This window comes from Neoroseomonas terrae, assembly GCF_018129025.1.
GTDB classification, from domain to species: Bacteria; Pseudomonadota; Alphaproteobacteria; order Acetobacterales; family Acetobacteraceae; genus Neoroseomonas; species Neoroseomonas terrae.
Window position 1 is genome coordinate 22,528 of record NZ_JAAEDI010000003.1, and the last position, 17,679, is coordinate 40,206.

Consider the following 17,679-nt stretch of genomic DNA (forward strand, 5'->3'; position numbering starts at 1 on the left):
CTCTCTCAGCGCGTGCCGAAGATGCTACGCCAGTCGGCGATGTAGGCGTCCCGTTGCGCGGCCCAGCGGTCGAGCGACATGGTCCAGACATCCGCGACAGGCGGGATGGCGAGATCCGGGACAGCCGGCGTGTTGGCGCGGGGGTTCAGCCCATAGATGCCCGAGGCGGCGACGCTGTTGCTGCCATGCAGGCTCGCCATCCAGTTCAGATAGAGGCGAATCGCATTGGGATGCGGCGCGCTCGTGGTGATGCCGCCGGTCGTCGCATAGGCGCTGACGCCCTCCCGCGGCAGGATGCCCTTGAGCGGCGCACCCTGATCCATCTGGTTGCGGATGGAGGCCGGCGCCATGATCGTCACGCCGACCTCACCGCGCACCAGGTCGGTGAGCAGTGGCGTGGAACTCGGATAGATGCGCGGCCGCTGCGCCGCGAGGCGACGCAGGTAGTCGATGCCGAGCTTCTCGCGCAGGAAGGCATAGGCGTTGAAGAAGGCGCCGCCGCCATCGATGCTCGGCAGTCCGATGCGGCCGCCGCGCCACTTCGGGTCCAGCAGATCCATCCAGCTCGCCGGATTATCGCGCTCGTCCACCACGCCGGTGTTCACCGCGATGAGGTAGGGCGTGCGGAAGATCGAATACCAGTGGCCGTCCGGATCGCGCAGCACCGGGTCGAGGCTGTCGAAGTTCGGTACCTTATACGGCTGGCGCAGCAAGCCGCGTTCCATCCAGTCCTTCGCCATCAGCACCTCGGTCGTGTCGACCCAGTCGGCGGCGAGGCGGCCGGCGGCGAACTCGGCATTGGCACGGGCGTAGATGCGTGGCGAGATCAGGTTGATGTAATCCACCCTGATGCCGGTCTCACGCTGGAACGCCTCGCCGGCCGGGCTCCAGTTCCGGGTCGGGAGGGAGCCGTAGATGCTGATGGTTCCTTCCTGCTTCGCCTTGGCGAGCAGTTCGGCGTCGGCGATGGTCTCGCCGCCGATCGTCAGCGCCTGGGCGTTGGCGTGGCGCACCAGCGCCGGGGCGGCAAGCAGGCCGAGGGCGGCACGGCGGCCGAGGCGGGATCCAGCATGGTCGGTCATGGCAGCGGCCTCCAGGGTCAGAACGCGGTGCGCATCCAGCGGCGCCCGATCAGCGTGAGTACCAGCAGCAGCACGGTGTAGATCAGGCTGATCGAAGCGACGAAGCTCCAGAGCCCTTGCTCGTAGGCTTCGTAGATCACCACGGACAGGACGCGCGTGTTGGTGGTGTAGAGCAGCAGCGAGGAGGTGAGCTCCCGCGTCGCAAGGATCAGCGTGAGGAAGGCGGAGGATACGACCGCGCCGCGCATCAGCGGCAGGGTGATCCGCCGGATGGCACGCGGGCGCGTGGCGCCCGAAACCTGCGCCGCATGTTCCAGGTCATCGTGGATCTGCGCGATGCTCGCGCTGATCGCACGAACGCCCTGCGGCATCAGGCGTCCGGTGTAGGCGATGATCAGCACCAGTAGCGTGCCGTAGATCGGCAGGGGGATGGCGAGCCAGGTCCAGAGTACGCCGATGCCCATGACGAGCGCGGGCAGGGCGAGCGGCACCATCGCCATGTATTCCAGTATCTGCCGGCCTGGCAGGTCCGTCCGCGCAATGACGTAGGCGATGATGAAATACAGTGTCGTACCGATCACTGCCGCGGCCGTGCCGGTGAGGAGGGTGTTCACTACCGCCTGCTGGACGTGCGGGTCGGTCACGACGCTGCGCAGGGCGTTCAGGCTGAAGAAGGCAGGGTCGAACAGTGCCGCCGCGTCGCGGATGAACATGCCCTGCCGCAGCGCGCCGATGACCAGCGCCATAATCGGCAGGCCGAGGGCGATGAAGGCGTAGAGCAGCACGAAGCCGAGCGCGAGCCAGCGGAAGCTGCCGAGCGGCAGCAGTTGCGGTCGCATGCCCTTGCCGGTCACCGTCCGGAAATCGCGTCCCTTCAGCAGGCGCCGCTGCAGCCAAACCAGCACGGAGACGATGGCCGTAAGGAGAATCCCGACCGCGGCGGCCTGGTTGGGCTCACCGGGCACGCGCGTCATCAGGTTGAAGATGCGGGTCGACAGGGTCTCGATGCCGACCGGGCCGCCGAGGATGGCGGGGACTGGGAACTCCTCGGCCATCGCGACGAAGGTGAGGAGCGACGCGCCGAGCAGCGCCGGGCGTACCAGTGGAAAGGTGATGCGCAGGAGCACCTTCGACATGCGCGCCCCGTGCACGCTCGCCGCCTGCTCCAATTCCGGATGCACCAGCGACAATGCGCCGAACAGCATGATGTAGGCGTAGGGCACATAGTACAGCCCGTGGACGAGTGTGATCCCGGCGAGGGAGCGCACTTCGAGCTGCAGCGGAATGTCCAGGCTGCGGAGGATGATGTTGAGATAGCCGCTGCGCCCCGACCCGAGCACCGACCAGGTGACCGAGGCGACGACCAGGGACACGAACAGCGGCATCAGCCCGACGAGGTGCACGAGCGGCTTGCAGGGAATGTCGGTCCGCGCCGCGAGCCAGGCGAGGATCGCGCCGATCGTCACCGCTATGATCGTGCCGAGCACCGACACGACCAGCGTGTTCCAGGTGGCCGCGGCAAGGTCCGGCGTGAACAGGGCGGTGTAGTTGCCGAACGTGAAGCGAGGCGCGTCGCCACCGGAGAAGGGGACCGTGGTCGAGAAGGACGCCATCACGGTCATCAGCAGCGGCGACAGCACCAGCACGGCGCAGACGCCGAGCAGCAGCGCCATCACGGCGAGACGGGCAGGACGGAGCATCATTGCGTCGCCAGCAGCTTCATCGCCGCCGGGCGCGCCTCGATCACGACGCGCGACCCGACGACGAGTCCGCTCAGCACATCATGGCTGATGACTTCCCAGATCTCGCCTTCCGGCAGGCGCACGCGATACAGCGTGAATGCACCCATGAAGCTCGCCAGCGTGATCTCCCCGACGAGTCCCGTATCGTCCGGCGATGCGAGGCGCAGTGCGAGATCCTCGGGCCGGACGCAAACCGCAGCCGCGGCTCCCGCCGCGGGCGTCTCCCCGGAGCCCGCCAAGACGCGACCGGAGGCCAGCCTGGCGGTGAAGCCACCGTCGGTCGCGCTCCATTCCTCGGCAGGAAAGATATTCGAGTAGCCGAGGAAGGCGGCGATGGCGCTGGTGGCGGGGGATGCATAAAGTTCGACCGGCGTGCCGGATTGCCGCACCAGCCCGTGGTCCATGACCATGATGCGGTCGGCAAGCGCGAGCGCCTCCTGCTGGTCATGCGTGACGTAGATCCCGGTGATCTTCAGTTCGGCCTGTAGCTCGCGAAGCTGGACGCGCAGGCGGTCGCGCAGCCGCGCGTCGAGGTTGGAGAGCGGCTCGTCGAACAACAGGACCGAGGGGCGCATGACCAGGCTGCGCGCCAGGGCGACACGCTGCATCTGCCCACCGCTGAGCGCGCTGGATGACCGGCTCGCGAAGTCGGCGAGCCCGACCTTCTCCAGCATTTCCATCACGCGCGTCTTCAGGTCGGCGGATGGAATCTTCTGCATTTCCAGCGGAAAGGCGACGTTCTGGAACACCGTCAGGTGCGGCCAAATCGCGTAGGACTGGAACACCATGCCAACATTGCGCTTGTGCACCGGCACGACGACGGAGGCCGCGCGATCGAAGACGGTTACCCCGTCGATCGAGATGATGCCCGCATCCGGCATCTCGAGGCCGGCGATGCAGCGCATGGTTGTCGTCTTGCCGCAGCCGGACGGCCCGAGCAGCACCAGCATCTGCCCGTTGGGCAGCGCGATGTCGACGCCGGCCACCGCCGTGGCGCCGCCGAAGGCCTTGCGCAGGCCGGTAACATTGATGCTCACGAGGCGAATTGGCGGGCGCAGCGCCGCCGGCAGTCAGTCTCAAACAACACGAACCGATCTTTCCCAGGTTGCCGCGCGCGCGTCCCGCGGCGGCTGACGCCGCACTCGTTGGCGCTGATGCTGTAAGACCCGGCCGCTTCTTGACAAATTGCAATATCGTGCTGGCCCATAAGCAATGCTTATGCGAGACGTCGCGCATGAATCTGCGTCAGCTCGAGATCCTCCACGCCGTTCTCCGTACCGGTTCCGTGACCGAGGCCGCGCGCGCGCTGAACCTCTCTCAGCCCGCTGTCAGCATCGCCTTGCGCCACTACGAGGACAGGCTCGGCGCGCCGATCTTCCATCGTTCGAAGGGTCGGCTCACCCCGACCGCAGAGGCGCTCGAGATGTTTCCGGACATCGAGGATCTGCTGGTGCGGGTCACGGCCGTGAACAGACGCCTGCACGATCTGCTCGAGAGTCGCGGTGGGTCGCTTTCGATCCTCAGCACCGCGACGATCGTGAACAGCAACCTTGCCTCGGCGATAGGGCAGTACAAGAAACGCTACCCGGACGTCCGCATCATCCTGAGGCGCATGTCCACGCAACAGATCATCGACCAGATCGAACGTGGCGAAGCGGAGCTCGGGCTGGCGCATCAGGACCTGCCGGAGGAGAATCTCGAGGTCGAGCGCCTTGCCGAGATCGCCGTCGTTTGCGGGTTGCGGACCGATCACCCCCTTGCCCGCAAGCCTTCGATCCAGGTCGGCGACCTTCGGGGCGAACCTGTCATCACCTATGGACCGGCTGCTCCCATTGGCCGGCCGATCCGGGCGGCCTTCGCCGCGGCAGGCATCGAGATCCGGGACGGCGTCATCGTCAACGACGCGCTCACCGGGTTCCATCTCGCAAGTGCTGGTGCGGGCATCGCGCTCGTCGGGCATCTCGGTACCCGCGCTCCGATGATGTTCCCGGACCTTCTCGTGCGGCCGCTGCGGCCGAAGATACTGGCACCGGTGCTGCTGCTAACTCGCAAGGCCAGGCCCCTGTCTCGGAATGCGCTGCGTATGATTGAGTTTCTGCGACGTAGCGGGGGGGCGCGAGGTTGACGGCCCCGCTCAGCAACCAGGCGGAACGAGTCCGGCGTTTGCTGCCGGGCGCGGCATCCGGTCGATCCGGACCATGCTCCACCGCTTCCTCGCAATCAGAACTTCCCTGGTGGGCTCCAAGAACCGGGCAACGAGGGTCCTTTAACGACATCAAGGGATGTCCACAGCCATTGTCCCACCGGGCCAAAACGAACCGCCTCAGTGGGGTGCAATGCCATCGGGGGGCCACGGTTCGGCGCCTGCATAATCGAGTTGAATGTTACGAGGTTAGATAGGCGACCCAGGCTCCGGCGCCGATTAGCGTAAGCACAGCGATCGGCACGCCCGCCTTAGCGAACTCCATGAACGTGATCGACACGCCGCGCTTCCGGCCTTCTTCGGCGACGATGATGCCGGCCAGGCTGCCGAACAGCACGGCATTGGACGAGAACCCGGTGCCGAGAGCAATGGCCGCGCCCAGCGCCTCGGGGTCCGGCGCGCCGTCGATGAAGGGGATCGCCAGCATCACGGCGGGATTGTTGCCGACGATGTTGCTCAGCACCGCCATGACGGCGAGCATCGACATCGGATCATGCAGGTCGACGCCAATGCCGCGCATCGCGGCGAGAAGCTGTGCCGGGACGCCTGTGGCACTGAAAGCGGCGTTCAGGATGAACAGGCCAAAGAGCAGCACCAGAAGGTTGCCGTTCACATGCGCCAGCACGGTGGTGGACGAGACCCGGCGGCTCGCCAGCAGAGCACTCGCGCCGAGCAGCGCGATGAGCATGTGCGGCCAGTCCGACAGGATGAAGGCCGCGATGACGGCGACCAGGATCAGGATGGCCTTGATCGATCCAATGGTATCCAGCGCAACGTCCGGTACCGAAGGCTGATCCGCCACGCTTCCCGAGGCGGCCGGCAGATGCCACTTGCCGCGATAGCGCAGGACGAGTGCGGCCCAGATGACCGGCAGGCCGAGCAGCGACGGCAGGGCCGCGGCACGAACGAAGTCGGTGAAGGACAGATGCAGCGTTTCCGCCACGATCATGTTCTGCGGGCTGCCGGTGAGCGTGCCGACCGAGCCGACATTCGTCGCGAAGCAGAAGCCGAGCAGGAAGGGCACGGGGTTCAGCCGCCGCGACACGCAGATGGAGCAGAAGACCGGCGTCATCGCGACCGCGACGATGTCCTTGGTCAGTAGGGACGACATGCCTGTCGCGACGAGGATGATGATGGCGAGCAGCGCTTTCGGGCCGACCTGCAGGTCGCTCACCTTCCGCGCGACCCAAGCGTAGAAACCCGCCACCACGAGCGCGGCGGAGATGACCATCAGGCCGAACAGCAGGCCGATGGTGCGGTAGTCCACCGCGTCCCAGGCAGCGTCCGGCGAGATCCGGCCGAGGGCGACGAGCAGCATCGCCCCGATCAGCGCCGCACCCGTCCTGTCCACGCGCAGGCCAGGCAGGTGACCGACGCCCATGGCGAGGTAAACGAAGAAGAAGATCGCGAGCGTCAGGTCCATGGCCGTCCCGTTTGCCGGTCGCCGCTTGCCCGCGGAGCGTGGCCGCGTATCGCGGGAGGGGGCGACGTGGGCGTCGTCCCCTCCCGAGCCGGAGGGCTACTTCGAGAGCTTCCGGTCCATGTTCCAGAGATTGTAGGCGTGCTCACCGATCAGCGAATCGTCGAGGCCGCGTTCCTGGATGTCTTCCGGCACGCGCAACGTACCCACGGCGTCGAGGATCTTGAGCAGAATCACTGTCACAATCGAGGCGTAAACAGCGATCACGGCGACGGCGATTGCCTGGACGCCGAGCTGATGAAGGCTCGCCTCCACCTGGTTGATCGCCGAGCTCGCGGTCACGCCGATCAGCAGCGACCCGGTCAGACCACCGACACCGTGGGCGCGCCACACCTCCAGGGTGTCGTCGATGCCGAGCGCGCGCTGAACGTGCTTCGCATTGTAGCAGACGCTGGCACCGACTGCGCCGATCAGCAACGCAGCCATCGGCTCGACATAGCCCGACGCCGGCGTGATGGTCGCGAGGCCCGCAACGGCGCCGACGAGGCAGCCCGAGAAGCTGGCGCGACCGGTCTCGCGCCACTCCCACATCATCCACACCAGCATGGCAATGGAACCGGCGAGCATGGTGTTGTTGAACGCATAGGCCGCCAGCGCATTCGCTGCATAGGCGCCGCCGGCATTGAAGCCGAACCATCCGAACCAAAGCAGGCCGGCGCCAAGGGCAACCAGCGGCAGGTTCGACGGCTCATCCTCCCTCACGCCAGGCGGCAGCCGCCGCTTCCCGAGATAGGCCGCGGTGACGAGTGCCGAGAAGCCTGCCGCCGTGTGGATGACGATACCGCCCGCGAAATCCACCGCGCCGAGCTGAGCAAGGAAACCGCCACCCCAGACCCAGTGCGCCGCCGGCAGATAGACCAGGATCGTCCAGAACGCGATGAAGGCCAGGTAGGCACCGAAGCGGAAGCGGCCGACGAAGGCGCCCGTCATCAGCGCCGGGGTGATGATGGCGAACATCATCTGGTAGGCGAAGACCATGATGAAGGGGATGGTCGGCCCGTAGGTCGGGTTGGGCTGGACGCCCACATGGTACATGCCGAAGAAGGGTCGGATATCGCCGATCAGGCCGTTGATGGTGGGGCCGAACACCAGGCTGAAGCCACCGAACACCCAGATCAGGCCGATCACGCCCATGCAGACGAAGTTCTGGATCATGATCGACAGCATGTCGCGCTGCTTGACGAGGCCGCCGTAGAACAGGGCGAGCGCCGGCGTCATCATGCACACCAGTGCCGTGCAGAGCAGGATGAAGGCGGTATCGCCAGCGCTTATTCCTTGCATCGGGGGGCCTTTCGGGCAGGTCGGGAGCGTTGCGGGATCATCGGCCGGTCGCCTTGCCATCGGCGATGGCATGGTCGGCGACGGGCTGGTGCGGATGCGGCGCGATCAGGCGCCTCGGCGCGATGAAGAGGTACATCGTCAGCACATAGGGGGCGGTGAAGGACGGCACGCCGACGGGGGCGACCATGATGTCGAGAGCGCCCTGCACGAAGACTGTCATCACCGTCCCAAGTGCGGCGTAGATCGCGACCCGCACCGACGGCCGCAGGAAGATCACGCCGAGCGCCAGCGCGGTGAGCACGGCGCTGTAGCCGTAGAGGCCGGCATGGATCGCGGCGGGGCTGGCACCCATGGCGATCGACACGGCGGTGGCGATCGCCGAACCCGCCACCACGGCGACCCCGGCACGGACCGACGCGATGAAGATGCCGAGCAGGATGATCGCCCCGCTGACCCACGATCCCAGCAGATAGACCTGCCCGATGTTGCGGAAGAAGATGTGCAACAGGTCGATGGCGTGCGGAATGTCCGTGGCGTGCGCCTGCGTCAGCGTCGGCAGGCGCGGCGAATCACCCGTGACATCAAGTCCGCCGAAGGAATAGGCGCCCGCCACCATCAGCCAGCCGGTCAGGACGAAGGGGCCGGTCGAGCCCGGAATGCCCCAGCTTTTGGTCAATACCGCGCTGAAGGCTGCGGTAAAGACGGTGCTGGCCGCCGCGCCCACGACCACGTAGCCCCAGAGCTGCGGGGACGCCGCGATGAAGGTCGGCAGCGCCGCGCCGACGAGAATGCCGTTGAAGCCGTAGAGCCCCTGCCCGATCGACTCGTCGTCGAGGTCGAGCAGACAGGCTGTGGCCGTGGAGACGACGATGCCGACGGCCGCGCCCATCGTCGTCGCCCAGACGCCGGAGACATGGGACGCAAAAGCCATGGCGACGAAGAAGAGCGCGCCGGTCAGCGCGTTCTCCATGAAGAAGACCTGGCTGGTGCCACGCAGGCACATCGTCAGGAAGTTTGTCTTCGGCGTCGTCATGCGGCCATCACCGTGTGAGGAACTCGGGGGGCAGGGTCCGGCCGCGGGCTTCCTCGCGCACGATGCGCCAGAAGCGGCGAACCTCCTGCCGCACGTCATAGGATTCGGTCCCCGCCGCACGCAGCATGAGCCCAGCGCCGTTCGGTAGCCGCGATACGCCAGAGATCGCTCGCGGAGCGCCGGTCTCGAAGTTCGTCCCGAACCGTTCCTTGATGCGCGCGGCGATCTCCGGCGGCGTCACGCAGAGGATGTTGGCGAAGGCGTCGAAGCCGCGCATGACCGCCGGATGGTCGATCATGCCCACACCCTTCTCGATCAGCAGCTTCTCCGCGAAGATTTTCCGCCCGTCCGGGCGGCGCACGGACACGGCCATGGATAGCAGGTCGAGACCGAAGCGTTCTTCCGCATGGTGGTGCTTGCGGCCGGCCAGGACCATCTCGCCATAGAGCAGCGTCGCATCCGGGGCGACGGTGATCTCGGTGCGGTTGATGAAGCGCGATCCGCGATAGGGGATGGTGAAGTCCGGCAGGTACTCGAGATAGGCACCGGGACCGACCGTGACCACCTGATGCTGGGAGGCATAGTTCGCATCCATCCAGTGGATGCGATTGGCGCTCTGCGACGTCACCTGCGCGCAGGCACCTTCCTCGACCGAGATGGCGATGTGGTAGCGGTCGCCCTGAAGCACTCCACCGCCCACCGAGATGATGGCGCAGATCGGAAGCTCCGGCATCGCCTCGTCCCAGTACAGCGCCTGCTGCACCAGCAGCGGCGCGACCCGGTATAGGTCGTGCAGGACCGATCGGCCGTGTCGCATGGAGAAGCCCAGACGCAACTCCCCGACTTTTCCCGGGCCGGCGGCGCGCATCTGCGCGGGCTGCGTCTGGAAGCCCCGGAGCTCCCGCGCAGCGTCGAGCCGGGCGAGCTGGTCGTGGAGCGTCACGGCTTCATTCCGCGGCGGTAGCGGTCGGCGTCGTCACCTTCACGTCGAACAGCGCCATGTCGAGGATGAGGCGGATGAGCTCATCCACGCCTTCGCCCGTCTTGCAATTGGTGAAGACGAAAGGCTTCTTGCCGCGCATCAGTTTCGAATCGCGGTCCATCACCTCGAGGCTCGCGCCGACATAGGGGGCCAGGTCCTTCTTGTTGATGACCAGGATGTCGGACTGGCAAACGCCGGCGCCGTTCTTGCGCGGGATCTTGTCACCGCCGGCGACGTCGATGACGTAGATGTAGAAATCCGCGAGCGCCGGGCTGAAGGTCAGCGTCAGGTTGTCGCCACCGGATTCGATGAGGATCACGTCGCTGTCGGGATACTTTTCCTCCAGCTCCTCGACCGCGGCGATGTTCATCGACGGATCCTCCCGCACCGCCGTATGCGGGCAGGCACCCGTCTCGACGCCGACGATCTTCTCCTCGATCAGGATGCCGTTCAGCGTGCGCCGGACCTGCTTTGCATCCTCGGTCGTCACCACGTCGTTGGTGATGATGAGCGGCTTGATCCCCATGTCGATCAGGCGTGGGGTGATGACCTCGATGACCGCCGTCTTACCCGATCCGACGGGGCCGCCGATGCCGATGCGGGTGATCTTCTTCATGGCCGGGTCCTAATTCATGAACAGGCGGAGGTGCGTCGTCGTGTGGTGCGCCACCAGCACGTCGAAGACCGGTGCGAAGGAGGCGATCTCGTCCAGGGACAGGTCGCGCACCGCGGCGTAGTCGTCCTGCACGCGCTGCTGCGCGATGAACAGAATGCGCTGGGTGTCGAGGTGGTCGATGCGCATCAGCCGCAGCGCGGCGCTGAGCAGCATCGAGGCGATGCCGTATTGGTGCATGACGAAGGCCTCGACCTCGTCGGCACCCAGATGCGCCAGCGCCATCGCCTGGCCGACTGGGTAGCAGCCGGGCGTCGCCCCTGCCTTGATGTCGGTGAGCCAGCGCTCGAGCATCGGCACCGGTTCGATCTTAAGGACCAGCTCCGCGAATTTCCGCCCGATGCGGGTCAGCATGAGCTGCTGTTCCTCGCCCACCCGGCGGCACAGCAACTCGGCATCCGCATCGAGGATGCCGTCATAGTTGCCGGCCAGCGCCGCGCGATGGGCGTGCAGCAGGGCAACGCCATCGGCCCGCGCGGCCTGGCTGAGGATCACCTCGACATAGCGCAGCAGGCTTTCGGCGTCGGAGACGACGCCGGTCTGTGTGGCGGATTCCAGTCCATTGGAGAAGGCGAAGGAGCCGACCGGCAGCGTCGAATCCGAAAACTGCAACAGCCGCGCGAGACGCACCATGTCATGGCAACCGGGCGAGGGTCCTGCGTCGTCCCGCGGCATTCGCGTCACGAATGGTGCTTGTGGTCGTGCGAATGACCATGATGATCCTGATGGTCGTCATGGTCATGCGCGTGGCCACTGTGATGATGGTGCGGCGTCGCGTCGGCACCCGCGAAGAGCAGCCGGACCTCCTTCGCGTCAAGCAGGGCCGCGATCTCCTCACCGGGCGCGAAACTCGTTTTCACATGCTTGAAGGCGTGGGTCCGCATGACGGAGGTCATGACCTTCCGGTCCACCGACAGCGGCACATAGACCGTCGTGCCCTTGATGACCGCCGGCCAATGCTGGTTGCCGAGGCCGTGGCCGAGTTCGAAGCAGTTGCGAAGGATCTCGGCGGGGGACAGGCTCTCCAGCCCCTCCAGCTCGATCACCAGCACTTCCTTCAGCGCGATCCGCGCGACGACGATGACGGCCGTCGCCTCATCGTAGTGCAGAACGTCCCCGTCATGCAGATGCTCGGACCGCGGCAGGGAGATTGCCAGTTCAATGCCCCCCTCGCTCGCCTTGCGCAGCCGGTTCTTGGGCGCTTCCCACTGTTCAAGCGCGAGGTGATCGACATGCCCCGTCCGGGCACGCTCTGCCCAGACTGGATCCCGGAGATTTCCGAGCGTGCTCTCGACAAGGATCATATGGCGCTCCTGGCAGGCCACCGCGTCAGGCGGTGCGCGGCCGCATGGCGACGCGCAGACCGACCCACATCGCAATGAAGCCCAAGACGAGGCTGGAGAATAGATAGACGATAGACAACACGAAGTCGCTTGGCTCCATCATCCCTGAATAGGCACCAAAGATGAAGGTGGAGAAGGTGGACATGCCACCCGTGAAGCCAGTGCCGATCAGGAGAACGGCGCGGGCCGAAGCGCGGTCGGAACGCTTCAACCCGGTGACGAGACCGAGGAGCAGCGAGGCAAGCAGATTCGCCGCGAAGATGTCGACCGGAAAGGCGGTACTGTCGCGCGCCAGCAGCATCATGAAGGCTTCGCGAGCCATCGCGCCGAGGCCGCCACCGAGGAAAACCAGGACCATCTGCAGAGCCACGATCCGCGCCCTTACCACCGCGCCAAGGCGACGCCGGCCGCAGCCGCCGCCAGGCCGGCGGCGGCCGAACCCAAAAGATAGGCCGCGGGCAGGATCGAAGGACGGCCGCCGGCCATCTCCAAGGCATCAAGCTGCATCGTACTGAAGGTGGTGTAGCCGCCGATGATCCCTGTGAGGACGAAGGAGGCGACGAAACTCCCGTACCGCTCTTCCCAGCCCATCGCCAGCAGCGCCGAGATATAGGCGATGACGAAGGCGCCCGTGACGTTGATGACCAGCGTCGCCGCCCAAGACGGCAGGCTGAAGCGCCGCCCGACGAGCTTGCCCGCCTGCCATCGCAACAGTGACCCGAGGCCGCCGCCCAGCCCGACCCAGAGGAAATCAATCCCGCGCATGATACCTGCCGCCATCTGGCATCGCCGTGGAGGGTAAGTGCCCCCCCCGGCGATGTTTGCGTCAGCTGAAGAAGTAGAGCTGATTCAACGGAATACTCTTCGCCGGCTCGATCGTGGCGTGCTTGCCATCGACCGTCACCGCGAAAGTCTCCGGATTTACCTCGATGGTCGGCATGGCGTCGTTGCGGACCATCGAGCTCTTGGTGATGGTGCGCGTACCATAGACCGGCATCACCTTGGACTTCAGCTCATAGCGATCGACGATGCCGTCCTCGACGGCCGCCAGCGAGGTGAAGGTCACGCGTGTCTTGGTCAACGCGGAGCCAAAGGCGCCGAACATCGGCCGGTACATCACCGGCTGCGGCGTCGGCAGGGAGGCGTTCGGGTCGCCCATCAGCGCCCAGGAGATCATGCCGCCCTTGATCACCAGCTTCGGCTTAACGCCGAAGAAGGCCGGTTCCCACAGCACCAGATCGGCCATCTTGCCGACCTCGACCGAGCCGATGACGTGGCCGACCCCCTGCGCGATGGCCGGGTTGATGGTCACCTTCGCGACGAAGCGCAGCACGCGCTGGTTGTCATTGCCGGAGGTGTCTCCGGCATAGGCGCCGACCCGCTGCTTCATCAGGTCGGCGGTCTGGATGGTGCGCACCCAGTTCTCGCCCACCCGGCCCATCGCCTGGCTGTCGCTCGACATGATGGAGATGGCGCCGAGGTCGTGCAGCACATTCTCCGCGGCGATGGTCTCGGCACGCACGCGGCTTTCGGCGAAGGCCACGTCGGTCGGGATCTTCGGGCTGAGATGATGGCAGATCATCGTCATGTCGAACAACTCGGCCTGGGAATTGATCCCGTAGGGCAGGGTCGGGTTGGTCGAACTCGGGATGACGTTGGACAGGGCGGCGACGCGGATGATGTCCGGCGCGTGCCCGCCGCCCGCACCTTCCGTGTGGTAGGTGTGGATGGTTCGGCCTTCGAAGGCGGCGATCGTGTTCTCGACGAAGCCGGCCTCGTTCAGCGTATCGGTGTGGATGCAGACCTGCACGTCCATCGCATCCGCGACGGTCAGCGAACTGCGAATTGCCGCCGGCGTGCTGCCCCAATCCTCATGGATCTTGAGGCCCATCGCCCCGGCGCAGATCTGTTCCTCGATCGGCACCGTGCCGGTGCTATTGCCCTTGCCGAGCACGCCGGCATTGACCGGCCAGCCATCGAAGGCCCGGAGCATCATCTCGATGTTCCAGGTGCCGGAGGTGATGGTGGTGCCGTTGGTGCCGTCCGTCGGGCCGACGCCGCCGCCGAACAGGGTTGTCACGCCGTTGCTCAGCGCGGCCTCGGCCTGCTGAGGGGCGATGAAATGGACGTGGGCGTCGATGCCGCCGGCGGTCAGGATCAGATGCGCGCCCGAGATCGCGTCGGTCGCGGGACCGATCGCGAGGCCGGGCGTCACGCCATTCATCAGCGACGGGTTGCCCGCCTTGCCGATGCCGCAGATCAGGCCGTTCTTGATGCCGACATCGGCCTTGATGATGCCGAGCACCGCATCGACGATGGTGACGTTGGTGATGACGAGGTCCGGCGCGCCGGCCGCGCTGGTCAGTTCACTGTCATAGCCCATGCCGTCGCGCAGGCTCTTGCCGCCGCCATAGACGGCTTCCTCGCCGTAGACGCGCAGGTCCTTCTCGATCTCGATGTAGAGACCGGAATCCGCGAGGCGGATCTTGTCGCCCGTCGTCGGTCCGTAGAGATCCGCATATTGCCGCCGCGAGATCGTCGCCATGTCAGGATTCCCGTTCTCTCAGCGTCAGGACTTGGACTTGAAGCCGTAGCGGGCGGCCCGCTCCATGGCATCCACCAGGCGGGGGCGATAGCTGTCATAGGCTTCCTCGCCGACCCAACCATCCACCAGGTTGTTGAAGCCGATGACGCGCTGCTTGCCCTGATAGGGCACCAGCGTGACCTCCTTCTCATCGCCGGGCTCGAAGCGGATCGCGGTCGAGGCGGGGATGTCGAGGCGCTTGCCGAAGCTCTTCTCGCGATCGAATTCGAGAAAGGAATTGACCTCGAAGAAGTGGTAGTGCGATCCGACCTGGATCGGCCGGTCGCCCGTATTGCGGACCTTCAGCGTCGTGGTCGGGTAGCCCGCATTGATCTCGATGTCACCGGCGGCGAGCACCAGCCCACCGACCGGCGCGGTCTTCGCTTCGTCAGCCATGGCCCAGTTCCTCGCGCGTCAGGTGATGGGGTTGTGGACAGTGACGAGGCGGCTGCCGTCGGTGAAGACCGCCTCGACCTGCACATAGGGGATCATCTCGACCACCCCTTCCATCACGTCGTCCCGCGTGATGACCTTCGCGGCCTCGGACATGACTTGCTCGACCGTCTTGCCGGCACGCGCGCCGTCCAGCGCGGCGACGGTGATCAGGGAAACGGTTTCCGGATGGTTCAACTTCAGCCCCTGATCCTTACGCTTCTGCGCGATCTGGGCCAGCATATAGATCAACAGCTTGTCGATTTCCCGGGGGGTGAAGTGCACGCGCGACCTCCTCAAGCAAGCTGCGGCTCAACCACAAGTGCTACACGATTTCGAAGCATGCGCCAGACTGAAAGTGGCCAAACTGACCAGCGACGGCGCGTGGCCGCGTATCGTAACAACTGCTCGCCATCCGTCGAACCGGTCGAGGCGAAATCATCCTGCCGGTCATCGCGACCGCCGCAGGCGTTGGGCGCTGAGCACTGCTGGCGATCCAGGACGGCGCCCACCCCGCGCGACACATTGGGAATTCGTCAGACTAAATTGAGGAAGGGCGACCGCACTGCCTCGCTGCGTACTCGCTCGTTCACCAGGATTGCTGCACTACCAACCTTCGCCGATACTCGCTTTTTCGGGAAAGTCGGAGGCTTCGAATAAGCACGTGGAGCTCTCGTCCCGACGGACCCGCCGGCAACCGCCCGAACGACAGCTTGGCGCCGTAGTTCACCGAAATCGACCAGCGATCTGGCGGAAGAGCCCGGTCATCCGCGCGATGGCATCTTCATGAACACCGCTGCTACGTGGATACGAGCCAACCGCCTGAGTCGTCTTGCCTCCCGGCGGTGATAATCGGCCTCAAGGGTCTCGTCACATCGCGGCGTGGTTGCTGTGCCGGTGGCAAGGCCACTATCCGTGCGACCGATCGCGTCAGGTCGCGGATGGATAGGGGCATGATTGCCAGGGATTGACGCCATCTCGGAGCCAGCGAAGCGTGGAACGCCAGAACGTCGCTTCGTGGCGCGCATGGAAGAGGTCGAAGTGACCTATTGCTGTCACGCCGAGATCCCTTGGGCGAAGGACGGCTCGCATCTTCGGTGCGTTACAATAATAGGCTAGGCCCCGTTCAACAGCCGCGGGCGTCGCGAATTCATCGTCCTCGGCCGCTACGGCCAGGATTGGTGCTGTCACGCTGGCGAAGCGATCGAGGACAGTTCGCTGATCGGTGCTGGCGTAGCGCTCCTCGAACCTGGAGCGTCGAAAGCTCCATTCCATCGCGACGCCACTTGGCAAATCTTCCAGCCATCCAAGACGCCGACCTGGGAAGTAGCCCCACGCGGCTGTCACCACGGGCATTACGACATGCCACTTGGCCAGTAGCGTCAGCCGCCGACGCGCCTCATAGTCGCGCCAGTACGCGTACTGAGCGCCGACCGACAGGATCCGCGTGATTGCCGAAGCCATCTGCGCATAGCCTGGCAGGAAGCCGCCGATACTGTGACCAACCACGAGCAGTGGTAGATCGGGCCACTTCGCGCGAGCGAAGCGAAGCATGGCATCGAAGTCGAGCATGCCCCAATCACGCCATCTGTAGCCGCAGCCTCGCAAGCGGGGCGGACGCGAGTCGCCAATTCCCCGATAGTCGTAGGTAGGGACGACGAAGCCGTGGCCGGCGAGAAAGCGGGCGTAGCGGTGATAGTAGCGAGCCAGGACGCCGGTCGCAGGGTTGATGACAACGCAGCCCCGTGGCCGTTTCGTCGTGTACCAAACATGCCCGTTGATCTTCAGCCTATCGGCACATTCGATAGCGACTGCCAGCTTCTCACTCATCTCGGCCGGCATTCCGGAACTGGGGGATCATGCGGGAACTACCGAGGGCCAGAAGTCGGATGCATTCTAGAGACCGCCGGTCACGCGCAGGACTGCGCCGGTAACGTAGCTGGATGCCGGCGAGATCAGCCAGGCGACCGCATTGGCGATCTCCTCAGGTCGTCCCACCCGCCCCATTGGTACGCGCTGCGCCACCCGTTGGGGGCGGTCAGGATCGCCGGCCATGGCATGAATGCCGGTAGCTATGGTGCCAGGCGCAACGGCATTGATCCGAATGCCCTCCTTCGCCACCTCCCGCGCGAGGCCGATTGTAAAGGCCTCGATGGCAGCCTTCGTAGCTGCGTAGTGAACGTACTCGCCCGGACTGCCGGTCTGCGCCGCTACGGAGGAGATGTTGACAATGCTGCGCCCGGACCCGGGCGTCGCCGCGAAGTGGAGCAATGCTGCTTTCGCGCATCCCATCGTGCCGAGCATGTTGACCTCGGCGACGCGCCGGACCCAGCTCAGATCGGCCTCGACGAAGCGCCCGAGCGGACCGGTGATTCCGGCATTGTTGACCAGGGCGTGGATCGGGCCGAAGCGGTCTTGAACAGCGGAAAAGAACTCGTCGATCGACCGTTGATCCGCAACGTCGAGCCTGATTGCGGCCGCCGTGCCGTTCCCGTCCCGGACGCCGGCCAACACCTTCGAAGTCTCCTCCTCATGCCGGCATCCGACAACAATTCGATAGCCGTCCTCAGCAAGGCGCCGCGTCACAGCCAAACCGATTCCGCGACTGCCGCCGGTGACGACAACAAGGCGAGGCGGCTGCGAGCCTCCGTCCAAGACCATGGTTCGTCTGACCCTCATTTTCGATGGGTTGAAAGGTTGAACGCCTCCAGCTCCCCGCAGATCATGGCCTGCGATGTGAGACACGGGTAAAGACCCATGGCCACATGCGCGGCTGCGATTCGTGCAGGAACCGGATGGCGCAGGCGACCGCGACCCGGCGCACGATCGGCGAATCGCATTGGC

General features: G+C 65.5%; 17 protein-coding genes and 1 pseudogene. 1 reads left to right on the plus strand and 17 read right to left on the minus strand.

Annotated features, from left to right (window positions below; all coding sequences use genetic code 11):
• Nucleotides 1–5: 5 nt before the first annotated feature.
• From GXW78_RS02800 to GXW78_RS02810, 3 genes are read right to left on the minus strand one after another with little or no spacing between them, the layout of a single operon-like run.
• On the minus strand, nt 6–1,082 hold the full coding sequence (locus GXW78_RS02800) for an ABC transporter substrate-binding protein (protein WP_211865892.1): 1,077 nt from the start codon (nt 1,080–1,082) through the stop codon (nt 6–8).
• 17 nt (nt 1,083–1,099) lie between these two features.
• The gene (locus GXW78_RS02805) at nt 1,100–2,785 is read right to left on the minus strand and encodes an ABC transporter permease (protein WP_211865893.1); all 1,686 of its coding nucleotides are present in this window, start codon (nt 2,783–2,785) and stop codon (nt 1,100–1,102) included.
• Nucleotides 2,782–3,861, minus strand: coding sequence for an ABC transporter ATP-binding protein (locus tag GXW78_RS02810; protein WP_211865894.1), 1,080 nt, complete (start codon nt 3,859–3,861; stop codon nt 2,782–2,784). Before GXW78_RS02810 ends, GXW78_RS02805 begins: the two co-directional genes overlap by 4 nt.
• A gap of 197 nt (nt 3,862–4,058) precedes the next feature.
• Between GXW78_RS02810 and GXW78_RS02815 the strand changes: the two genes are divergently transcribed.
• Nucleotides 4,059–4,949 carry a LysR family transcriptional regulator gene (locus GXW78_RS02815; RefSeq protein WP_211865895.1) on the plus strand — a complete coding sequence of 297 codons (891 nt, stop codon included), beginning with the start codon at nt 4,059–4,061 and terminating at the stop codon, nt 4,947–4,949.
• Between the two features lie 259 nt (nt 4,950–5,208).
• Here the strand turns inward: GXW78_RS02815 and GXW78_RS02820 are convergent, their stop codons facing one another.
• The 14 genes and pseudogenes from GXW78_RS02820 to GXW78_RS02885 all read right to left on the minus strand — a co-directional run bounded on the left by GXW78_RS02820 (nt 5,209) and on the right by GXW78_RS02885 (nt 17,514).
• Entirely contained in the window at nt 5,209–6,450 is a 1,242-nt protein-coding gene (locus GXW78_RS02820; protein WP_211865896.1) for an ArsB/NhaD family transporter, read from the minus strand.
• A gap of 96 nt (nt 6,451–6,546) precedes the next feature.
• Nucleotides 6,547–7,788, minus strand: a complete 1,242-nt coding sequence (locus tag GXW78_RS02825) for an ammonium transporter (RefSeq protein ID WP_211865898.1) — start codon at nt 7,786–7,788, stop codon at nt 6,547–6,549.
• 37 nt (nt 7,789–7,825) lie between these two features.
• The gene (yut, locus tag GXW78_RS02830; protein WP_211865900.1) at nt 7,826–8,821 is read right to left on the minus strand and encodes an urea transporter; all 996 of its coding nucleotides are present in this window, start codon (nt 8,819–8,821) and stop codon (nt 7,826–7,828) included.
• Between the two features lie 7 nt (nt 8,822–8,828).
• Nucleotides 8,829–9,764: an urease accessory protein UreD gene (locus GXW78_RS02835; protein WP_211865902.1), complete on the minus strand. Its 936-nt coding sequence runs from the start codon at nt 9,762–9,764 to the stop codon at nt 8,829–8,831.
• Nucleotides 9,765–9,768: 4 nt separating this feature from the next.
• Nucleotides 9,769–10,419, minus strand: a complete 651-nt coding sequence (gene ureG / locus GXW78_RS02840) for an urease accessory protein UreG (RefSeq protein WP_211865904.1) — start codon at nt 10,417–10,419, stop codon at nt 9,769–9,771.
• A 9-nt stretch (nt 10,420–10,428) separates the two neighbouring features.
• Entirely contained in the window at nt 10,429–11,109 is a 681-nt protein-coding gene (locus GXW78_RS02845; RefSeq protein ID WP_211865906.1) for an urease accessory protein UreF, read from the minus strand.
• Between the two features lie 47 nt (nt 11,110–11,156).
• Complete coding sequence (locus tag GXW78_RS02850) at nt 11,157–11,780, minus strand: urease accessory protein UreE (RefSeq protein WP_211865908.1); 624 nt, start codon at nt 11,778–11,780, stop codon at nt 11,157–11,159.
• Nucleotides 11,781–11,805: 25 nt separating this feature from the next.
• Nucleotides 11,806–12,177 (minus strand): CrcB family protein, encoded by a 372-nt coding sequence (locus tag GXW78_RS02855; RefSeq protein WP_272876784.1) that lies wholly within the window; start codon nt 12,175–12,177, stop codon nt 11,806–11,808.
• Between the two features lie 23 nt (nt 12,178–12,200).
• Complete coding sequence (locus tag GXW78_RS02860) at nt 12,201–12,584, minus strand: FluC/FEX family fluoride channel (protein ID WP_211865912.1); 384 nt, start codon at nt 12,582–12,584, stop codon at nt 12,201–12,203.
• A 61-nt stretch (nt 12,585–12,645) separates the two neighbouring features.
• Nucleotides 12,646–14,364, minus strand: coding sequence for an urease subunit alpha (locus GXW78_RS02865; RefSeq protein ID WP_211865914.1), 1,719 nt, complete (start codon nt 14,362–14,364; stop codon nt 12,646–12,648).
• 117 nt (nt 14,365–14,481) lie between these two features.
• Nucleotides 14,482–14,799: pseudogene (locus GXW78_RS02870) on the minus strand (urease subunit beta); the annotation flags it as partial.
• 18 nt (nt 14,800–14,817) lie between these two features.
• Entirely contained in the window at nt 14,818–15,120 is a 303-nt protein-coding gene (locus tag GXW78_RS02875) for an urease subunit gamma (RefSeq protein ID WP_211865918.1), read from the minus strand.
• A 645-nt stretch (nt 15,121–15,765) separates the two neighbouring features.
• Entirely contained in the window at nt 15,766–16,665 is a 900-nt protein-coding gene (locus GXW78_RS02880; protein ID WP_211865920.1) for an alpha/beta hydrolase family protein, read from the minus strand.
• Nucleotides 16,666–16,731: 66 nt separating this feature from the next.
• Nucleotides 16,732–17,514 carry an SDR family NAD(P)-dependent oxidoreductase gene (locus tag GXW78_RS02885; protein WP_338147677.1) on the minus strand — a complete coding sequence of 261 codons (783 nt, stop codon included), beginning with the start codon at nt 17,512–17,514 and terminating at the stop codon, nt 16,732–16,734.
• Nucleotides 17,515–17,679: the final 165 nt, after the last annotated feature.